Genomic DNA, 16,445 nt, shown 5'->3' with positions numbered 1-16,445 from the left:
GGCCGCCCTAGGGCGGCCGCTGTCACATCAGGCACATGAGGCGCATCAGGCTCATCGGGCAGCGCAATCGTGCAAGCGCTCGTCTTACAGACTGCCCTTGCTCGAATGCTTCTGGATCAGCTCGATCTTGTAGCCGTCCGGATCTTCCACGAACGCGATGACCGTGGTGCCGCCCTTGACCGGGCCAGCTTCGCGCGAGATCTTGCCGCCTGCGGCGCGGATCGTGTCGCATGCCTGATAGGCGTCATCGACTTCAAGAGCCAGATGGCCGAACGCGGTGCCGATCTCGTACTTTTCCACGCCCCAGTTGTACGTCAGTTCGAGGACGGTGTTTTCCGACTCGGCACCGTAGCCGACGAACGCCAGCGTGTACTTGTACTCTGGGTTCTCGCTCTGACGCAGCAGTTGCATGCCGAGCACGCGCGTGTAGAAATCGATCGAGCGCTGCAGGTCGCCGACGCGCAGCATGGTATGGAGCATTCGCATGGTGTTTTCAGTGTGGGGACAACGACAGTCAATTGTACCCGCGACCATGAAAATGAGCATCATTCATGTTGCGTTGAGAAATTTTTTGCTTTTGATGTAGAGCCTTGCGACGTTCGCTCAGAATTCAGGCAACCACTCGGGCGCATGTGATTTGAGCGTATCGCGGGCGGCTTCGAACTCCGGGAAGATCGACGCCACGGCCTGCCAGAAGCGTGGCCCGTGGTTCATCTCCTTCAAATGCGCCAGTTCGTGCGCCACAACGTAATCGATCACACCCAGCGGGAAGTGGATCAGTCGCCAGTTCAGGCGAATGCGTCCGTCGGCGCTGCAACTCCCCCAGCGCGTCGTCGCCGACGACAGCCCGAGCGCGGTGTAGCGCACACCCAGTCGCTCGCCGTAGACGTCGAGGCGCGACGTAAAGAGCTTGCGTGCTTCCTGCTGCAACCAGCCCTGTACACGGTCGCGCATCTGTTCGGGGGCGGCTTGCGGCGGCAGATCGAGCCACAGCGTGTGTGTGTGGATGTCGTACTGCGCGGCACCTGAGCGTCCGCCAAGACGGACTGTCAGCGTGTGGCCCAGGTAGGGCAGCGATGCGCCGTCGACCCACGTCACACGCGGAATCACCCGGCGCGCGGCGCGTTCGCGGAATTCGGCGATCTTGCTGAAGATCCAGCGCTTCTTCTCGACGACGGCGGCTTCCACGTCCGCAATCGTGACCCAGCGCGGGGCGGTCACGGCCAGCCCCGATTCGTCGATCATGAAGCCGATGGTGCGGCGCGAGGAGCGCTTGAAACGGTAGTAGAGCGCGTGGCCGTCGAGCATGATGACGCGCTCGCCCGGCGCGGGTGCGCGACGCGGTCCGGCACCGGGGGCGAGCGATGCGGAATCGCTCGCGAGGGCTGTGGGCGCCGCAGTGTGAGCGGGCGCGCCGGTCGTGGCAGGTCCGGTCGAAGCTAACGGGGCGTCGGTGGCGACACCGTTGGCTTCGGCCGCAGGGCTGCCGAACAGATCGAGTTCCATCTGGGGTGCAGGGGTCTCATGCCGGGAGCGGCTATCGCGTGTGGCGGGTTGGGCTTTCGACATGAGACGGTCTCGCGTGAGGCGCAGTCAGGTCCGGGGCGTCGCGTCGGAGGTATCAGACGCGCTCGCCCTCGGCTTCGACGTATAAGCAGCGGGGTCGATACGTATCATCTCGCGCTCGATCCACTCGGCGACATCGGCGTTGACGGCTTCGGCCGTACGGCCTGCCGTCTCGATGACCGGACCGATCGAGACGATCACTTCCCCGGGAAATTTCATGAACGAGTTGCGCGGCCAGACACGTCCGGCATTGTGTGCAATCGGCACGACCGGCGCGCCGGTCGCGGTCGCCAGACGCGCGCCGCCCGACTTGTATTTGTTACGCGAGCCGGTTTTCGTACGCGTACCTTCCGGGAACATGATGATCCACGACCCTTCCGACAGACGCTCGCGCCCTTGCTTCACGACCGATGCGAAGGCATCCGTACCCTTGCGGCGATCGATGTGAATCATGCTCAGCAGGCCCAGTGCCCAGCCGAAGAAAGGCACGTACAGCAACTCACGCTTGAATACGAAGCACAGCGGGCGCGGCATCAGCGCTGGCAGTGCCACCGTCTCCCATGCCGATTGATGCTTCGACAGAATGATCGCAGGCGTATCGGGCAGGTTTTCCCAGCCGATCACGCGATAGCGAATCCCGCAGAGCTTGTCGCCGACGCAAATCACGACTTTGCACCAGCCCACCGCGAACCAGTAGCGCTGCACCCGCGACAGGAACGGGAACGACAAGATGCACGCAATGGCGTACGGAATCGTCCAGACGATCTGGAAGATGAAGAAGAGAATCGAGCGGAGTTGACGCATGGGGTTTCGGGCCTGGAATCGATCGCCTTCGCGAGGTTTGCGCGTGACCGCGTCATCGTACGCGCGGCGGGGCGGCAGTTTAGCGAGGGCAGGGCGGTCGTTGTGCGATAGCGAGTGGGGTTACGCGTCCTCGTCGGCAAGCAGATCGTTGACGAACGCCGCCAGACTATCGTGCACGCGCGTACCGTCGGGCAGGTTGCCTGCGGCGAGCGTTTTCTTGCCCTTGCCGGTGAGCACCAGATGCGGCTGCGCGCCCACGGCCGCAGCCGCCTGAAGATCGCGCAGCGAATCGCCCACGGCCGGCACGCCGGTCAGGTCGACTTCGTAGCGTCGCGCGATTTCCTGGAACAGACCGGGCTTGGGCTTGCGGCAGTCGCAGGCATCCACCGAGGTATGCGGACAGAAGAACACGGCGTCGATGCGTCCGCCGGCGGCCGCCGCCAGCTTCGACATCTTCGCGTGCATCGCACCGAGCGTCGCCATGTCGAAAAGACCGCGCCCCACACCCGACTGGTTCGTCGCGACGACCACACGGTATCCGGCCTGATTCAGCCGGCCGATGGCCTCGAGACTGCCGGGCAGCGGCACCCACTCGTCCGTCGACTTGATGAATTGATCCGAGTCGGCGTTGATCACGCCGTCCCGGTCGAGAATCACGAGTTTTCGGGCGGCGGGGCCGAGGGTGCGATCTTTGCGCGAATCCATGAGTAGCTCAGTTGACTCGTTGGAACATCAGGCGGCGAGCTTCGAGAGATCGGCCACGCGGTTCATCTGGAAGTGCAGGTTCTTGAGCAACGCGAGGCGGTTGTTGCGCAACGCGTCCTCCTCGGCCATCACCATCACGTCGTTGAAGAACGCATCGACCGCATCGCGCAGCTCGGCCAGCGCGGAGAGCGCCTGCGCGTACTCGCGTGCTTCGAACTTCTGCTCGACCACCGGAGTGACCTTTTCGAGGGCAGCGTGAAGCGACTTCTCGGCCGATTCCAGCAGCAGGTCCGGCGAAATCGTGCCGTCGGCCGGCGGGGCCGTCTTCTTCAGGATGTTACCGATACGCTTGTTCGCCGCAGCAAGGGCTTCGGCTTGCGGCAGCGCCGAGAAGGCGCGCACGGCATCCAGACGCTCGATCAGATCGCCGAGATACTTCGGGTGATCGGCCAGCACCGCTTCGATCTCATTGGCGGCATAACCCTGCTCTCGCAGGTAGCCGCGCAGGCGGTCGAGCACGAACTGGTAGACGTCGTTCAGGTAAGCGGAATCGGCCACGCCCGTGGTGAACTGCTTGTACGTGACGTTCAGCAGCTCCGGCAGCATCACCGGCAGACGCTTCTCGATGAGCATACGCACGATGCCCAGTGCGTGACGGCGCAGCGCGAACGGGTCTTTCTCGCCCGTCGGTTGCAGGCCGATGCCCCAGATACCGACCAGCGTTTCGAGCTTGTCGGCCAGTGCCACCACCGTACCGGTGGTGCTGGTGGGCAGGGCGTCGCCAGCAAAGCGCGGCTGATAGTGTTCCGAGCAGGCCAGCGCGACGTCGGCCGCTTCGCCGTCATGACGTGCGTAGTACGTGCCCATCGTGCCTTGCAATTCGGGGAACTCGCCGACCATGTCGGTCAGCAGGTCGGCTTTGGCCAGCAGTGCGCCGCGCTCGGCGAGTTTCACGCCATCCTGATCTGCGCCGATCATGTGCGCGATCGCACCGGCGAGCTTCACCAGACGCTGCGTGCGCTCGAACTGCGAGCCCAGCTTGTTGTGATACACGACGTTCGCGAGCAGCGGCACGCGATCGGCCAGCGGCTTCTTCTTGTCCTGCTCGAAGAAGAACTTCGCATCGGCCAGACGCGGACGCACCACACGCTCGTTACCCGTCACGATCTGCTCGGGGTTGCCCGTCTCGATGTTGGAGACGATCAGGAAGCGGTTCGTCAGACGGCCACCGTCGGCCAGCGGCTTGTCGGTGAGCGCGAAATACTTCTGGTTCGTCTGCATCGTGAGAATCAGACATTCCTGCGGCACTGCCAGGAATTCCTTCTCGAAGTGGCAGGCGTAGATCGCGGGCCATTCGACGAGTGCGGTCACTTCGTCGAGCAGCGAGTCCGGCATCACCACGTGATCGTTACCGGCGGCGGCGAGCAGTTGCGTGCGGATCGCGTTGCGACGGCCCGTGAAGCTCGCTACGACCTTACCTTCGGTCTCAAGCGTGGCGGCGTAGGCGTCGGCATTGGCGACGGTGACCTCACCCTTCGACAGGAAGCGATGGCCCAGCGTCTTGTTGCCCGAGGCGAGACCGATGGCCGTTGCGGGCACGAGCGTGTCGCCGTGCAGCGCAATCAGGCCGTGCACCGGACGCACGAACTGCACCGTCTCGCCATCCGGGCGCTGATAGCTCATGACCTTCGGAATCGGCAGCTTGCCGAGCGTTTCGTCGAGCGAGGCTTGCAGCGCGTCGGCCAGTTGGGCGCCGGCAGCGGTGTAGGTGTGGAAGAAGGCTTCGGCCTTGCCATCCATCGCGCGCTCCAGGCTCGCGACCGGCAGGTCGGCGAAGCCCATCGCCGCGAGTTTCTTCGCGAGCGGCGGGGTGGGGTTGCCGTTGGCGTCGAGTGCGACGGACACCGGCAGCACCTTGGCGCGAATGGTGGCGTCCGGGGCGCGGTCGAGCACGTTCGTGATCGAGACGGCCAGACGGCGCGGCGTGGCGAACGGCGTGACGACGCTGGCGTGCGTGGTGAGCCCGCGCGTGCGCAGGCCGTTGGCGATGCCGTCGGCAAACGCGTCGCCCAGACGCGCCAGCGCCTTCGGCGGCAGTTCTTCGGTCAGCAGTTCGACCAGCAGGGTGCGTTGTGCGGTGCTCATCATGCGGGTTGCGTTTTGACTGATGTTTTGTTCGGGGCGGCGGGGGCGTTCAGCATCGGGAAGCCGAGCTTTTCGCGCGAAGCGTAGTAGGCCTGTGCAATCAGGCGCGACAGCGCGCGGATACGGCCAATATACGCCGCGCGCTCGGTCACCGAGATGGCACCGCGCGCGTCGAGCAGGTTGAAGGTGTGTGCGGCCTTGAGAATCATCTCGTAGGCGGGCAACGCCAGTTCGGCTTCGATGAGACGCTTGGCTTCGCTCTCGTAGTTGTCGAAGAAGCTGAACAGCATCGGCTGGTTCGAGTGCTCGAAGTTGTACGTCGACTGTTCCACTTCGTTCTGATGGAACACGTCGCCGTAAGTCAGGCGGCGCTTGACCGGGCCGTCGACCGTTTGCTCTTCCCACTCGGTCCATACGAGGTCGTAGACGTTCTCGACCTGTTGCAGATACATCGCCAGACGCTCGATGCCGTACGTGATTTCGCCGAGCACCGGCTTGCAGTCGAGGCCACCCACTTGCTGGAAGTAGGTGAATTGCGTGACTTCCATGCCGTTCAACCACACTTCCCAGCCCAGACCCCAGGCGCCGAGCGTGGGGTTTTCCCAGTCGTCTTCGACGAAGCGCACGTCGTTTTGGGTCAGATCGAGACCGAGCGCGCGCAGCGAGCCCAGATACAGGTCGAGGATGTTTTCCGGGGCCGGCTTGAGCACCACCTGGTACTGGTAGTAGTGCTGCATGCGGTTCGGGTTCTCACCGTAACGGCCATCCTTGGGACGGCGCGACGGCTGGACATAGGCGGCGCGCCACGGCTCCGGGCCGATCGCGCGCAGGAACGTGGCAGTGTGCGAGGTACCGGCGCCGACCTCCATGTCGTAAGGCTGGAGCAACGCACAGCCTTGCTTGTCCCAGTAATCCTGCAACGTCAGGATGACTTGTTGAAAGGTAAGCATGATGAATTCGCGCGGACGAACAGGAAAAAATGCGGATTTTGCGCAGTCTTTCGGCCCGGCCGCGAGCGCGGCCAAAAGACTAAAACGTTGAATTTTAGCGGGAATTCGACCCGAACGGGGCGCCGATGGCCCCGGGGTGGCACGACAGGGGGATTTTCACGTCCCCCTGTGTCGTTTTGACGATGCGACGCTGGCCGTTTTGCCGGTTAGCGCGAGCGACGCGTCATGGCCAGACCGAGGCCCAGCGCGACGAGCGCGAGCACCAGCGCAGGCACATTACCGAAGCGCACGTACGGCGTGAGCCCGGTGTAAGGCTGGACGTTGCCCGTGAGCGCACCGACCGTCATCGCGGGCAGACGCCCCTGCACGTGGCCATGCGCATCGATGATCGCCGTCGCGCCGGTGTTCGTCGCACGCAGCATCGGGCGTCCCGTCTCAAGCGTGCGCATGCGGGCGATCTGCAAGTGCTGATCGAGCGCGATGGTGTCGCCGAACCACGCGAGGTTGGTCGAGTTCACGAGCACCGTGGCCGGTTCCGGCATGTTGCGCAGGGCCTGCGCGATTTCCTCGCCGAACAAATCCTCGTAGCAGATGTTCATCGCGACACGCTGGTCGCGCACTGGGAAGCCGCTCGGCGTGGCGCTACCGCGCAGGAAATCGCCTAGTGGGATGTGCATCATGTCGACGAACCAGCGAAAGCCCCACGGCACAAACTCGCCGAAAGGCACGAGATGGTGTTTGTCGTAGCGGTAGAGCGTCTGGTCGCGCGGCGTGACGCCGAACAGGCTGTTGGTGAAGTCGGTGGGGCCGCGATCGGTGATCGTTGCGCCGACCGCGCCTAGCACGACGTGCGAGCCAGTGCGGTCCGCAAACTCGCGGATCGGTGCAGCGACGTCCGTCGGAATGCCTTGCAACAGTACGGGGAACGCCGTCTCCGGCGTCACGATGAGATCGGCCGGTGCGGCCAGGATCATGTCGCGATAAAGCGCCATGGCGTGATCGATGCCCGCGCGCTCGAATTTCATGTCCTGCGGGATATTGCCCTGAAGCAGCCGAACGGTCAGTGGTTTGCCCGAGGGTGTGGTCCATTCGTGACGCGACAGACCGACGCCCACGCCCAGCAGCGCCAGTACGCCGATCACAGCGGCGAGACGACGCGCCGCCGCCGTCGTCGCGACGACGGGCAGCAGGGCTCGCGCGAGCATGGCCGCTGCCAGCGCAGCGAGGCCGGTAATGCCGTACACGCCGAGCAGTGGGGCGAAGCCTGCGAGCGGGCCGTCGACATGGGCGTAGCCGGGCGAGAGCCAGGGGAACCCGGTGAAGACGGTGCCGCGCAGCCATTCGGCGAGCGTCCAGGCCCCGGCGAAGGCCAGCGCACGCCACGGGCCGGTGGCAGGCACGGCACGTGTGACGAACGCGGCGAGCGCCGGATAAACCGCCAGATAGATCGAGAACAGAACGACTGCCGCACCGGCCATGGCACCGGGCATGCCGCCGTAGGTGTGCATGCTGATGTAGAGCCACCAGATGCCGGAGACGAACGAGGTGAGGCCGAAACTGCCGCCCAGCCAGAGGGCGTTACGTCGTGAGCCGCCGCGCTCGACGAGCGCGAACAACCCCGCCATCGCGAGCAATTGCAGCCACCAGAGGTCGCGTGGCGCGAACGCCAGCGTTTGTGCGATACCGGCCAGACCGGCGAGCGCACGGGCACGCCAGGCCGGCCACGAGCGCCGCTCGGGCGCGTGGACGGTCATTTCCTGCATGGATCGATGAGTGAGTTACTCGGGCTGAACGGCGGGTGCCGGCTCCACGCGCCGCAACAGCAGCATGTGGACCTGACGGCCGTCGGCGCGCAGCACTTCGAACACGAGATTGCCGATGCGCAGACGTTCGCCACGGCGCGGCACACGGCCGAACTGGTGCGTGATCATACCGCCGATCGTGTCGTTTTCGGCATCGACAAACTGCGTGCCGAACGCTTCGTTGAATTGCTCGATTTCCGTGAGCGCACGAATGCGATACGAGCCATCGGGCGCGGCGATGATGTTGTCTTCTTCCTCGTCGAAGTCGTACTCGTCTTCGATGTCGCCGACGATCTGCTCCAGCACGTCTTCAATCGTGATGAGGCCGGCCACGCCGCCGTATTCGTCCACGACGATGGCGATGTGATTGCGATTGACGCGGAAGTCGTGCAGCAGCACGTTCAGACGCTTCGACTCCGGAATGAACACGGCCGGGCGCAGCATGTCGCGCACGTCGAAGTCGTGATTGGCGTAGTAACGCAGCAGATCCTTCGCGAGCAGAATACCGATGATGTTGTCGCGATTGCCCTCATAGACCGGATAGCGCGAGTGCGCCTGTTCCAGCACGAACGGCATGAATTCTTCAGGGGTCTGTTCGATGTTGATGGCGTCCATCTGCGCACGCGGCACCATGATGTCGCGGGCACATAGATCGGCCACCTGGAATACGCCCTCGATCATCGCCAGAGAATCGGCGTCCATCAGGTTACGGGCGTGAGCGTCTTGCAGAATTTCGAGCAACTCTGCGCGCGACTCCGGCTCCGGGGAAATCAGATCGGTGAGGCGTTCGAGCAGAGAGCGAGGTTTGTCGGTTTTTTTTGGACCGGGTCGACTGGGATAAGGGTCGTTCATGACGGCGCGTCCAAGTTGGGCGGACGCCGAGCTGTTACAGGAAGCTCAAGGATACACCAGATGTGCGGCATTACCGCGTCAGGTCGACTGCATTGCAACGCTTCGGGCGACACGCACAACGCTGTGCATATTTCAGGACATTTCAGCGCGCCGGATGCTGCATTGTGGTGCGCTCACTTTGGAACTTACTTCGCCTCGCAGCGGCGCAGCACCGCTTCGAGCGCGGGGTCGGGCATGCCCGCTTCGCGCAGCGCCTTGACCGTCCGGGTGACGTAGTCGTGCGTGGTGCCGTAGCGTCCCTGCGCCTGATCGAATACCTGACGGACGATGGCGTCGGGCAGACGGCCCGCGTAGCTCGCCGCCTCGCGTCGCATGACGAAGGCGAGGCCGGGCTTGGTGCGGCCGTCGGCCAGTTGGCAATTCAGCCACATCGGACGATAGGAGCCCATCGCCATTTCCCGATACCAGAGCGTTTCGAATTCCGTGCGGACGTGCTTTGCGGCCAGACGCATGGCCACACCGGCGCACGAACCGCCGCGATCGAGCGCCAGCACGAGTCCCGGCTGCTCCGGCGTGCCGCGATTGACGCGCGACCACAGGTACAGCCCCCGGTGATAGCCGTGCACGCGGGCGCGCAGGCATTCTTCGACGGGCATGCCGGGGTTCCAGATGAGGGAGCCGTAGGCGAAGATCCAGAGGTCTTCAAGGCCGTCCCAGCCGACGAGCGCGGCGTCGAGCGATTCGCTCATTTCTTCCGGGCTCAGGTGCCGGGAAACGCCGAGGTCAGGAGGGTACCGGTCGCATCCCGGTCCGCTCGACATGCTGGCCTGGGGAGCTTCAGGCGCTTCAGGGGCGGTCGGTCGGTCCGGAATGCGTTCCATACGGTTCAGTCGGGTCTCGGTCAGGTGCGGCGGGAAGTTGATTTTTGGGACTGCGACTTCTCGGATGCGTAGGGATCGGCGTAGCCCAGTCCGGCGAGAATCTCCGTCTCCAGGCCTTCCATCTCCTGCGCTTCGTCGTCTTCCTCGTGATCGTAGCCCTGCGCGTGGAGCACGCCGTGCACGATCAGGTGTGCGTAATGGGCTTCGAGCGTAATACCTTGCTCGTTCGCTTCGCGCTCGACCACCGGGCAGCACAGCACGATGTCGCCGGTCACGGGATCGCTTTCGTCCTGTGCATAGGCGAACGTCAGCACGTTCGTGGCGTAGTCCTTGCCGCGATAGCCGCGATTGAGCGTCTGGCCTTCGTCGGCGTCGACAAAGCGCAGCGTCAGCTCGGCGTCGGCCAGCAGCGCGGCCTGCACCCAGCGACGTACCGCAGTGCGCGTGAGCAGCACCTTGTGCGACGCGAACGCCGGGCCCGCGACGAACTGGCTCGTCAGCGTGAGCGCGTGGCGCACGGCCCGCTCGCTCATGCCTTGCCTCCAGCAGCGCGTGGTTCACGCGGCCCACGGGAGCCGCGCTCGCGGCCTTGTTCCGACGCAGGCAGGTCCAGCCCGGCTTCCAGATGCTGCGCATGTTCGTCGTACGCTTCGACGATGCGTGCGACCAGCGGGTGACGCACGACGTCGACGCTGGTGAAGCGGGTCATGGCGATACCGCGCACGTTCTTCAGAATCACCTGCGCTTCCATCAGGCCGCTCTTCTGGCCGCGCGGCAGGTCGACCTGCGTGGTGTCGCCGGTCACGACGGCCTTGCTGCCGAAGCCGATACGCGTGAGGAACATCTTCATCTGCTCGGGCGTGGTGTTCTGCGCCTCGTCCAGAATGATGAATGCGTGATTGAGCGTACGGCCGCGCATGTACGCGAGCGGCGCGATCTCGATCATCTGCTTCTCGAAGTACTTCTGCGTCTTGTCGAAGCCGAGCAGATCGTAGAGCGCGTCGTACAGCGGACGCAGATACGGATCGACCTTCTGCGCGAGATCGCCCGGCAGGAAACCCAGACGCTCGCCCGCTTCCACTGCGGGGCGCGTGAGCACGATGCGTTTGACGGCGTCGCGCTCAAGGGCGTCGACGGCGCAGGCCACCGCCAGATACGTCTTGCCGGTACCGGCCGGGCCGATACCGAAGGTCACGTCGTGCGAGAGGATCTGCTTCAGATAGTCGCGCTGTGCGGGCGTGCGGCCGTGCAGGTCGCTGCGGCGCGTGTGCAGCACGGGCGAGCCGTCTTCCGTCTCGCCGGCGGCAAACGGATTGTCGTCGCCATGACGCACGGTCGGCGCCAGCCCCTGACGCGTCTCCACGAGACCCAGCTGGATATCGTCGACGGACAGCGCTTCGGTCGCGCGGTTGTAGAAACTCTCGAGGGCTTGCGTGGCGACGGCGGCGCTCTTGCCGCGAATCGAGAAGCGATGGCCACGGCGGGTGATCGAGACGTCGAGCGCCTGCTCGATCTGACGCAGGTTCTCGTCGAGCGGGCCGCAGAGATTGGCCAGACGGCGATTGTCGTCGCGCGGGGCGGTGAATTCTTGGACGGGTGCTTTCAAGATAATCCGGTCGGTTGCCTGTTCAGGTCGTTCGATGTTCGCTGCGTCGTTCAGTGCGTGGTGACCAGTTCGCCGCGCAGCGAGTGCGGATACGCGAAGGTGATCACAACGTCGGTCATCTGCCCGATCAGCGCTGCGCGCTGTGCCTCGGGGGCCGGGAAGTTGACCACGCGGTTGTTCTCGGTGCGGCCTTGCAGCTCGTTCGGGTCCTTGCGCGACACGCCTTCGACAAGAATACGCTGACGCGAGCCGACCATGCTCTGGCTGATGCGTGCGGCGTTCTCTTCGATCACGGCCTGCAAGTGTTGCAGACGGCGCAGCTTCACTTCGCGCGGCGTGTCGTCCTGCAAGTTCGCGGCCGGCGTGCCGGGACGCGGGCTGTAGATGAACGAGAAGCTGGTGTCGTAGCCGATCTCGTGAATCATGGCCATGAGCTTGTCGAAATCCTCTTCCGTCTCGCCGGGGAAGCCGACGATGAAGTCCGACGACATCGACATTTCCGGGCGCACCTGGCGCAGGCGACGGATGATCGACTTGTACTCCAGCACCGTGTAGCCGCGCTTCATGGCCGACAGCACGCGGTCGGCGCCGTGCTGCACCGGCAGGTGCAGGTGGCTCACGAGCTTGGGCACTTTGGCGTAGGTGTCGATCAGACGCTGCGTGAATTCCTTCGGATGGCTCGTCGTGTAACGAATGCGTTCGATGCCCGGCACTTCCGCTACGTACTCGATGAGCAGCGCGAAGTCGGCGATCTCGCCGTCGGCCATCAGACCGCGATAGGCGTTCACGTTCTGGCCCAGCAGCGTGATTTCACGCACGCCTTGTTCGGCCAGCCCGGCGATTTCGGTGAGCACGTCTTCAAACGGACGCGAGACTTCGTCGCCGCGCGTGTAAGGCACCACGCAGTAGCTGCAATACTTCGAGCAGCCTTCCATGATCGAGACGAACGCCGTAGCACCCTCGACCTTGGCGGGCGGCAGGTGATCGAATTTCTCGATTTCGGGGAAGGAGATGTCGACTTGCGAACGGCCGGTCGAGCGGCGCGCTTCGAGCATCTGGGGCAGGCGGTGCAGCGTTTGCGGGCCGAACACCACGTCCACGTAAGGGGCGCGTTGCACGATGGCCGCGCCTTCCTGACTGGCGACGCAACCGCCGACACCGATCACCAGATCCGGCTTGATTTCCTTGAGGGCGCGCATGCGGCCCAGATCCGAGAACACTTTTTCCTGTGCCTTTTCGCGCACGGAGCAGGTGTTAAAGAGGATGACGTCGGCGTCTTCGGGGGTGTCGGTCTTCTCGAGACCTTCGGCTGCGCCCAGCACGTCCGCCATCTTGTCGGAGTCGTACTCGTTCATCTGACAGCCGAACGTCTTGATGTAAATCTTCTTTGCCATTGAATGTGCGCCGTTCGCAGTGGTTAACCTGGGGGCGTCCGTATTTGTCCGTTGCCGGATGTTTCAGGGGTTCAAAAGGTCAGTCTTCGGTCGTGCAAGAAATTTGACGGCCAAAAGCGACGACCCAAACGCAAAAGCCGGCATGGCCGGCCTGTCCGGACCTCCGTAGCGGGGCCGGTGTGTGGTGCACGCATTATACCGCGTGCACCGAGGGGGAGCGTGGCAGCGCCGGGAGGATTACCGGTTGTCCTTCATCGCAGCGGCGAGCGCCCGGATGTTGTACTGGAACAACTGAAGGTAGGTCGTCGCTTCCGGGTTCTTCGACAGGGCGTCGGAGTACAGCTTGCCGTCCACGGTCACCTTCGCGTCGTGCGCAATGCGTTGCACCAGACGCGGATTGGAGATGTTTTCCATGAAGACGGCCTTGATGCCCGTGCGGCGGATTACGCGGATCAGGTTGGCGACGTCCTTGGCGCTGGCTTCGCTTTCCGTCGACACGCCTTCCGGCGCGAGGAACTTGATGCCGAAACGCTGGCCGAGATAGCCGAAGGCGTCATGCGAGGTCAGCACCACGCGGCGCGACTGCGGAATCGGGGCCAGTTGCTTGTTGGCCCAGACGATCAGGTCGTCGAGCGCGCCGCGATAGTTTTTGGCGCGATCCGCATAGTAGTTCGCGCCTGCCGGGTCGGCCTTCGAGAGGGCGGCGGCGATGTTGTCCGCCATCGTCTTCACGCGCTCGGGATCCTGAAACATGTGCGGATCGGTCACCGTCTTGCCATCGTCGACCATCGTGCGGGCCTTGAGGCCCTTCGTGACCGTGACCAGCTCGCCGGGGTAGTGGCTCGACTTCATCAGGCGGGGCAGCCAGCCTTCGAAGCCCAGACCGTTCACGAAGAACAGCTTCGTGCCCGAGAGTTTGGCGACATCCGCCGGGGTCGGCTCATAGGTGTGCGTGTCCTGATCGGGGCCGACGAGCGTGGTGACGTCCACGCGGTCGCCGCCGACGGCCTTTACGATGTCGGACAGAATACTGAAGCTGGCACTGACGGGCAGGCGCGTGTCCTGCGCGCGCGCCGGGCTGGCGAAGGCGAGGAAAAGCGCAAAAATCACTGCGAAAACTGCAAAGGGACCCGCGCCGAGCCACGATTTGCTGCGCGACGCGTTGCTGCCCCCAAGACCCAATCCGAACATGTTTTCCTCTCTTAAAGCGCAGACGCCTTGGCCGTACTGGCACCGCCAGGCGAAACCAGCAGCGCGCCCAGATAGGCGACGCCTGCCGTCAGAACGATGGCCGGCCCGGAGGGGCAAGCCAGATAGTACGAAAGCAGCAACCCGATCACGCTCGACGCGCTGGCCACCAGCCATGCGGTGAGCAGCATGCCGGGCAGCGTACGGGAGACGAGCCGGGCGGTGGCCGCCGGCAGCATCATCAGGCCCACGGCCATGAGCGTGCCCATCGCCTGGAAACCGGAGACGAGGTTCATGACCGTCAGCACGGTAAAGCCCAGGTGGTAGCGCATCACGCTCTTGCCCTGGCCCTGGCCGAGAAAGGTCGGATCGGCGCTGTCGAGCACCAGACCGCGATAGTGCCAGCCAAACCACAGCAGCGTGACGGTCGTGATGGCCGCCACGAGTATCAGCGACGGGTCGTCCACCGCCAGCACCGAGCCGAACAGCAGGTTCATCAGATCGACGCTGTTGCCCCACTTCGACACGATGACCACACCGCCTGCGAGCGCCAGTAAATAGAAGCCCGCGAACGATGCGCCCTCATCCAGCCGGGTACGGCGGCTCGACAGACCGGCGAGCAACGCCACGAGCAGGCCCGCGATCATGCCACCGCCCGCCATCCACGGCAGCGACAGCCCACCGATCAGATAGCCGACCGCCGCACCTGGCAGCACCGCGTGCGACAGCGAGTCGCCCATCAGGCTCATGCGGCGCAGCAGTAAAAATACGCCCACGGGCGTGCAACCCAGCGACAGGGCCAGACTGCCGACCAGCGCGTGGCGCATGAAGTCGAATTCCGCGAACGGGCCAATGACGAGATCGAGCAGCGCGCTCATCGACGGCCTCCGGGAAACGTGACCGGCGCAGCGGTAATCGACGGTGGCGTGGCGGCAAACGCGGTATAGCCGCCTGCTGTGGAAAGACCCGGATGGGCGCCCCCGGCCGCGCCGTCCACCGACGGGAACCCGCCCTGAAGGCAGGACGCCGGTGTGCCCGACGTCACCAGACGTCCGGCCATCACGGCCACGTGCGCGAAGCGTTCGAGCACCAGCGGCAAATCGTGGAGCACGGTCACAACGGTGCGTCCCTCGTTGCGCCATTGATCCAGCAACGCCAGCAACAGTTCCGCCGACGGTACATCGATGCCGGTCAGCGGTTCGTCCAGCAAAACGATCGGCGCGTCTTCGACGATCAGGCGAGCGAAGCGGGCGCGCTGCCATTGCCCGCCGGACAAGGCTTCCAGCGCCTGTGTGCGCTTGTCGGCGAGGCCCACACGGGCGAGGGCGTCGAGGGCGCGGTCGAACTCGTCGCGGCCGAGGCGACGGGCATCGCCCGTGCGACGCCACGTACCGGTCAGCACGTATTCTTCAACGCACATCGGAAAACGATGGTCGGTCTCGGGGCGTTGCGACAGATAGGCCACGGGGCCGTCGCTGACGATCTTGCCCGTCGTGGCCTTTTGGAGCCCGGCGAGCGCACGCAGCAGGGTGGTTTTGCCGCCGCCGTTGGGTCCGACGACCGCGGACAGCACGCCGGGCGCGAACATGGCGCTTACGTCTTCCAGCGCGACGTTCGGCCCGAAGCGGACCGAGAGATTCTGGCAACCGATCACGGGGCGACCCCTTTCAGCGCCCAGTAAACGAGCGCCCAAAGCGGGACGAGCACCAGCAGCGTGAGCGCCGTGCGTTCCCAGCCTGCGAGACGGTAAAGCCAAACGGAGAAGCGAATCATGGACAGATGGGGCGACGCCCGCACACAGTTTGCAACTGTGTAATAAATGCAACAAAGTTGCATTATTGCACGAATCGTTCCTGGCGCGGTGACGTCGGGGCCAGAGCGAAGATGCGCCGGGTGGGCGTGGGGTCACATCGCGTTACATATCCGCGCAGCAGATTTTGGCGAACGGGCGTAACATGGATTTCAAGCGCGGTCGTCTGGCACGTTGTTCGCTTCATTCCAGAGATCGCCAATTTGCAAGGAGGAGGTTCGTCCGTCAAGACATTCGTCCGTAGTCGACTTTCCATCTGCGACACGCGTGCTCCAGAGCAAGCCAGTCGCACGACCTTCGCGACTTCGCGCAGCCGCGACGCTTCGACAGGAAAGCATCCCCTTCGCGCCCACGTCTTCGCTGTCGTCGACGTCGTTGGGCCGCCCACTTTTTTTCCAGAAAACATTGCACGCGACGCATCTCGTCGGCGTGTGAAATTCGATGAGATAAATAGGAATACTGAATAAATAAACGAATGTCTCAAATGTTTCTTAATGCAGGCAAACCCGAGTGCGCAATGCGTGGGTGGTGGCTGCAAAAGTCGCTCGAAATTCGACCTATCTCGTGCGACATGCGCATTGCGTAGAGTGTGTGCGGAACACGCGGAAACCCTTGCGGGATGCGGGTTATCGAGAATGCTTAGCGCTGCGGAAAATATCTAGCGACAGTTTTTTTGTTTGTGCATATGATGAGTTAACGGTTGCAATTTTCACTGACAAGTTTAAAGTCAACCTAAACCGAT

Annotated in this window: 16 protein-coding genes; all 16 read right to left on the bottom strand. The window is 63.8% G+C overall.

The window, feature by feature from the left end; translation table 11 throughout:
• Positions 1–84: 84 nt before the first annotated feature.
• Positions 85–486 carry a lactoylglutathione lyase gene (gene gloA / locus PCO31010_RS25235; protein ID WP_150666672.1) on the bottom strand — a complete coding sequence of 134 codons (402 nt, stop codon included), beginning with the start codon at positions 484–486 and terminating at the stop codon, positions 85–87.
• A gap of 117 nt (positions 487–603) precedes the next feature.
• Positions 604–1,506: a M48 family metallopeptidase gene (locus PCO31010_RS25230; protein WP_150666685.1), complete on the bottom strand. Its 903-nt coding sequence runs from the start codon at positions 1,504–1,506 to the stop codon at positions 604–606.
• Between the two features lie 87 nt (positions 1,507–1,593).
• Positions 1,594–2,370, bottom strand: coding sequence for a lysophospholipid acyltransferase family protein (locus tag PCO31010_RS25225; protein WP_150666671.1), 777 nt, complete (start codon positions 2,368–2,370; stop codon positions 1,594–1,596).
• Between the two features lie 120 nt (positions 2,371–2,490).
• Entirely contained in the window at positions 2,491–3,075 is a 585-nt protein-coding gene (gmhB, locus tag PCO31010_RS25220) for a D-glycero-beta-D-manno-heptose 1,7-bisphosphate 7-phosphatase (RefSeq protein WP_150666670.1), read from the bottom strand.
• 27 nt (positions 3,076–3,102) lie between these two features.
• Positions 3,103–5,223: a glycine--tRNA ligase subunit beta gene (gene glyS / locus PCO31010_RS25215; protein ID WP_150666669.1), complete on the bottom strand. Its 2,121-nt coding sequence runs from the start codon at positions 5,221–5,223 to the stop codon at positions 3,103–3,105.
• A complete protein-coding gene (glyQ, locus tag PCO31010_RS25210) occupies positions 5,220–6,170 on the bottom strand; it encodes a glycine--tRNA ligase subunit alpha (RefSeq protein WP_150666668.1) in 951 nt (316 codons plus the stop codon). Before glyQ ends, glyS begins: the two co-directional genes overlap by 4 nt.
• Positions 6,171–6,376: 206 nt before the next feature.
• Positions 6,377–7,924, bottom strand: a complete 1,548-nt coding sequence (lnt, locus tag PCO31010_RS25205) for an apolipoprotein N-acyltransferase (protein WP_246184770.1) — start codon at positions 7,922–7,924, stop codon at positions 6,377–6,379.
• A 24-nt stretch (positions 7,925–7,948) separates the two neighbouring features.
• On the bottom strand, positions 7,949–8,824 hold the full coding sequence (locus tag PCO31010_RS25200) for a CorC family transporter (protein WP_150666666.1): 876 nt from the start codon (positions 8,822–8,824) through the stop codon (positions 7,949–7,951).
• Between the two features lie 185 nt (positions 8,825–9,009).
• Positions 9,010–9,645, bottom strand: coding sequence for a gamma-glutamylcyclotransferase (locus PCO31010_RS25195; RefSeq protein ID WP_246184771.1), 636 nt, complete (start codon positions 9,643–9,645; stop codon positions 9,010–9,012).
• An 80-nt stretch (positions 9,646–9,725) separates the two neighbouring features.
• Positions 9,726–10,238: an rRNA maturation RNase YbeY gene (gene ybeY, locus PCO31010_RS25190; RefSeq protein WP_150666664.1), complete on the bottom strand. Its 513-nt coding sequence runs from the start codon at positions 10,236–10,238 to the stop codon at positions 9,726–9,728.
• Positions 10,235–11,311: a PhoH family protein gene (locus PCO31010_RS25185; RefSeq protein WP_174985168.1), complete on the bottom strand. Its 1,077-nt coding sequence runs from the start codon at positions 11,309–11,311 to the stop codon at positions 10,235–10,237. Before PCO31010_RS25185 ends, ybeY begins: the two co-directional genes overlap by 4 nt.
• Positions 11,312–11,361: 50 nt before the next feature.
• On the bottom strand, positions 11,362–12,705 hold the full coding sequence (gene miaB, locus PCO31010_RS25180) for a tRNA (N6-isopentenyl adenosine(37)-C2)-methylthiotransferase MiaB (RefSeq protein ID WP_150666663.1): 1,344 nt from the start codon (positions 12,703–12,705) through the stop codon (positions 11,362–11,364).
• A 237-nt stretch (positions 12,706–12,942) separates the two neighbouring features.
• Entirely contained in the window at positions 12,943–13,896 is a 954-nt protein-coding gene (locus tag PCO31010_RS25175) for a metal ABC transporter solute-binding protein, Zn/Mn family (protein ID WP_150666662.1), read from the bottom strand.
• A gap of 11 nt (positions 13,897–13,907) precedes the next feature.
• On the bottom strand, positions 13,908–14,771 hold the full coding sequence (locus tag PCO31010_RS25170) for a metal ABC transporter permease (protein WP_150666661.1): 864 nt from the start codon (positions 14,769–14,771) through the stop codon (positions 13,908–13,910).
• Positions 14,768–15,547: a metal ABC transporter ATP-binding protein gene (locus PCO31010_RS25165; protein WP_150666660.1), complete on the bottom strand. Its 780-nt coding sequence runs from the start codon at positions 15,545–15,547 to the stop codon at positions 14,768–14,770. The genes PCO31010_RS25170 and PCO31010_RS25165 overlap by 4 nt, the downstream gene beginning before the upstream one ends.
• Complete coding sequence (locus tag PCO31010_RS27115) at positions 15,544–15,666, bottom strand: hypothetical protein (protein WP_257125706.1); 123 nt, start codon at positions 15,664–15,666, stop codon at positions 15,544–15,546. Before PCO31010_RS27115 ends, PCO31010_RS25165 begins: the two co-directional genes overlap by 4 nt.
• Between the last annotated feature and the right edge of the window lie 779 nt (positions 15,667–16,445).

This window comes from Pandoraea commovens, assembly GCF_902459615.1.
Classification (GTDB): domain Bacteria; phylum Pseudomonadota; class Gammaproteobacteria; order Burkholderiales; family Burkholderiaceae; genus Pandoraea; species Pandoraea commovens.
The sequence above is the reverse complement of the archived record's forward strand: the minus strand, read 5'-3'. Positions and strand labels throughout refer to the sequence as shown.

Bases quoted from the DNA above. Each gene is read 5' to 3' on its own strand.
- lnt (WP_246184770.1), bottom strand. From the start codon at position 7,924: ATGACCGTCCACGCGCCCGAGCGGCGCTCGTGGCCGGCCTGGCGTGCC.
- PCO31010_RS25170 (WP_150666661.1), bottom strand. From the start codon at position 14,771: ATGAGCGCGCTGCTCGATCTCGTCATTGGCCCGTTCGCGGAATTCGAC.
- ybeY (WP_150666664.1), bottom strand. From the start codon at position 10,238: ATGAGCGAGCGGGCCGTGCGCCACGCGCTCACGCTGACGAGCCAGTTC.
- PCO31010_RS27115 (WP_257125706.1), bottom strand. From the start codon at position 15,666: ATGATTCGCTTCTCCGTTTGGCTTTACCGTCTCGCAGGCTGGGAACGC.
- PCO31010_RS25225 (WP_150666671.1), bottom strand. From the start codon at position 2,370: ATGCGTCAACTCCGCTCGATTCTCTTCTTCATCTTCCAGATCGTCTGG.
- gloA (WP_150666672.1), bottom strand. From the start codon at position 486: ATGCGAATGCTCCATACCATGCTGCGCGTCGGCGACCTGCAGCGCTCG.
- gmhB (WP_150666670.1), bottom strand. From the start codon at position 3,075: ATGGATTCGCGCAAAGATCGCACCCTCGGCCCCGCCGCCCGAAAACTC.
- PCO31010_RS25230 (WP_150666685.1), bottom strand. From the start codon at position 1,506: ATGGAACTCGATCTGTTCGGCAGCCCTGCGGCCGAAGCCAACGGTGTC.
- PCO31010_RS25200 (WP_150666666.1), bottom strand. From the start codon at position 8,824: ATGAACGACCCTTATCCCAGTCGACCCGGTCCAAAAAAAACCGACAAA.
- PCO31010_RS25175 (WP_150666662.1), bottom strand. From the start codon at position 13,896: ATGTTCGGATTGGGTCTTGGGGGCAGCAACGCGTCGCGCAGCAAATCG.
- miaB (WP_150666663.1), bottom strand. From the start codon at position 12,705: ATGGCAAAGAAGATTTACATCAAGACGTTCGGCTGTCAGATGAACGAG.
- glyS (WP_150666669.1), bottom strand. From the start codon at position 5,223: ATGATGAGCACCGCACAACGCACCCTGCTGGTCGAACTGCTGACCGAA.
- glyQ (WP_150666668.1), bottom strand. From the start codon at position 6,170: ATGCTTACCTTTCAACAAGTCATCCTGACGTTGCAGGATTACTGGGAC.
- PCO31010_RS25195 (WP_246184771.1), bottom strand. From the start codon at position 9,645: ATGTCGAGCGGACCGGGATGCGACCGGTACCCTCCTGACCTCGGCGTT.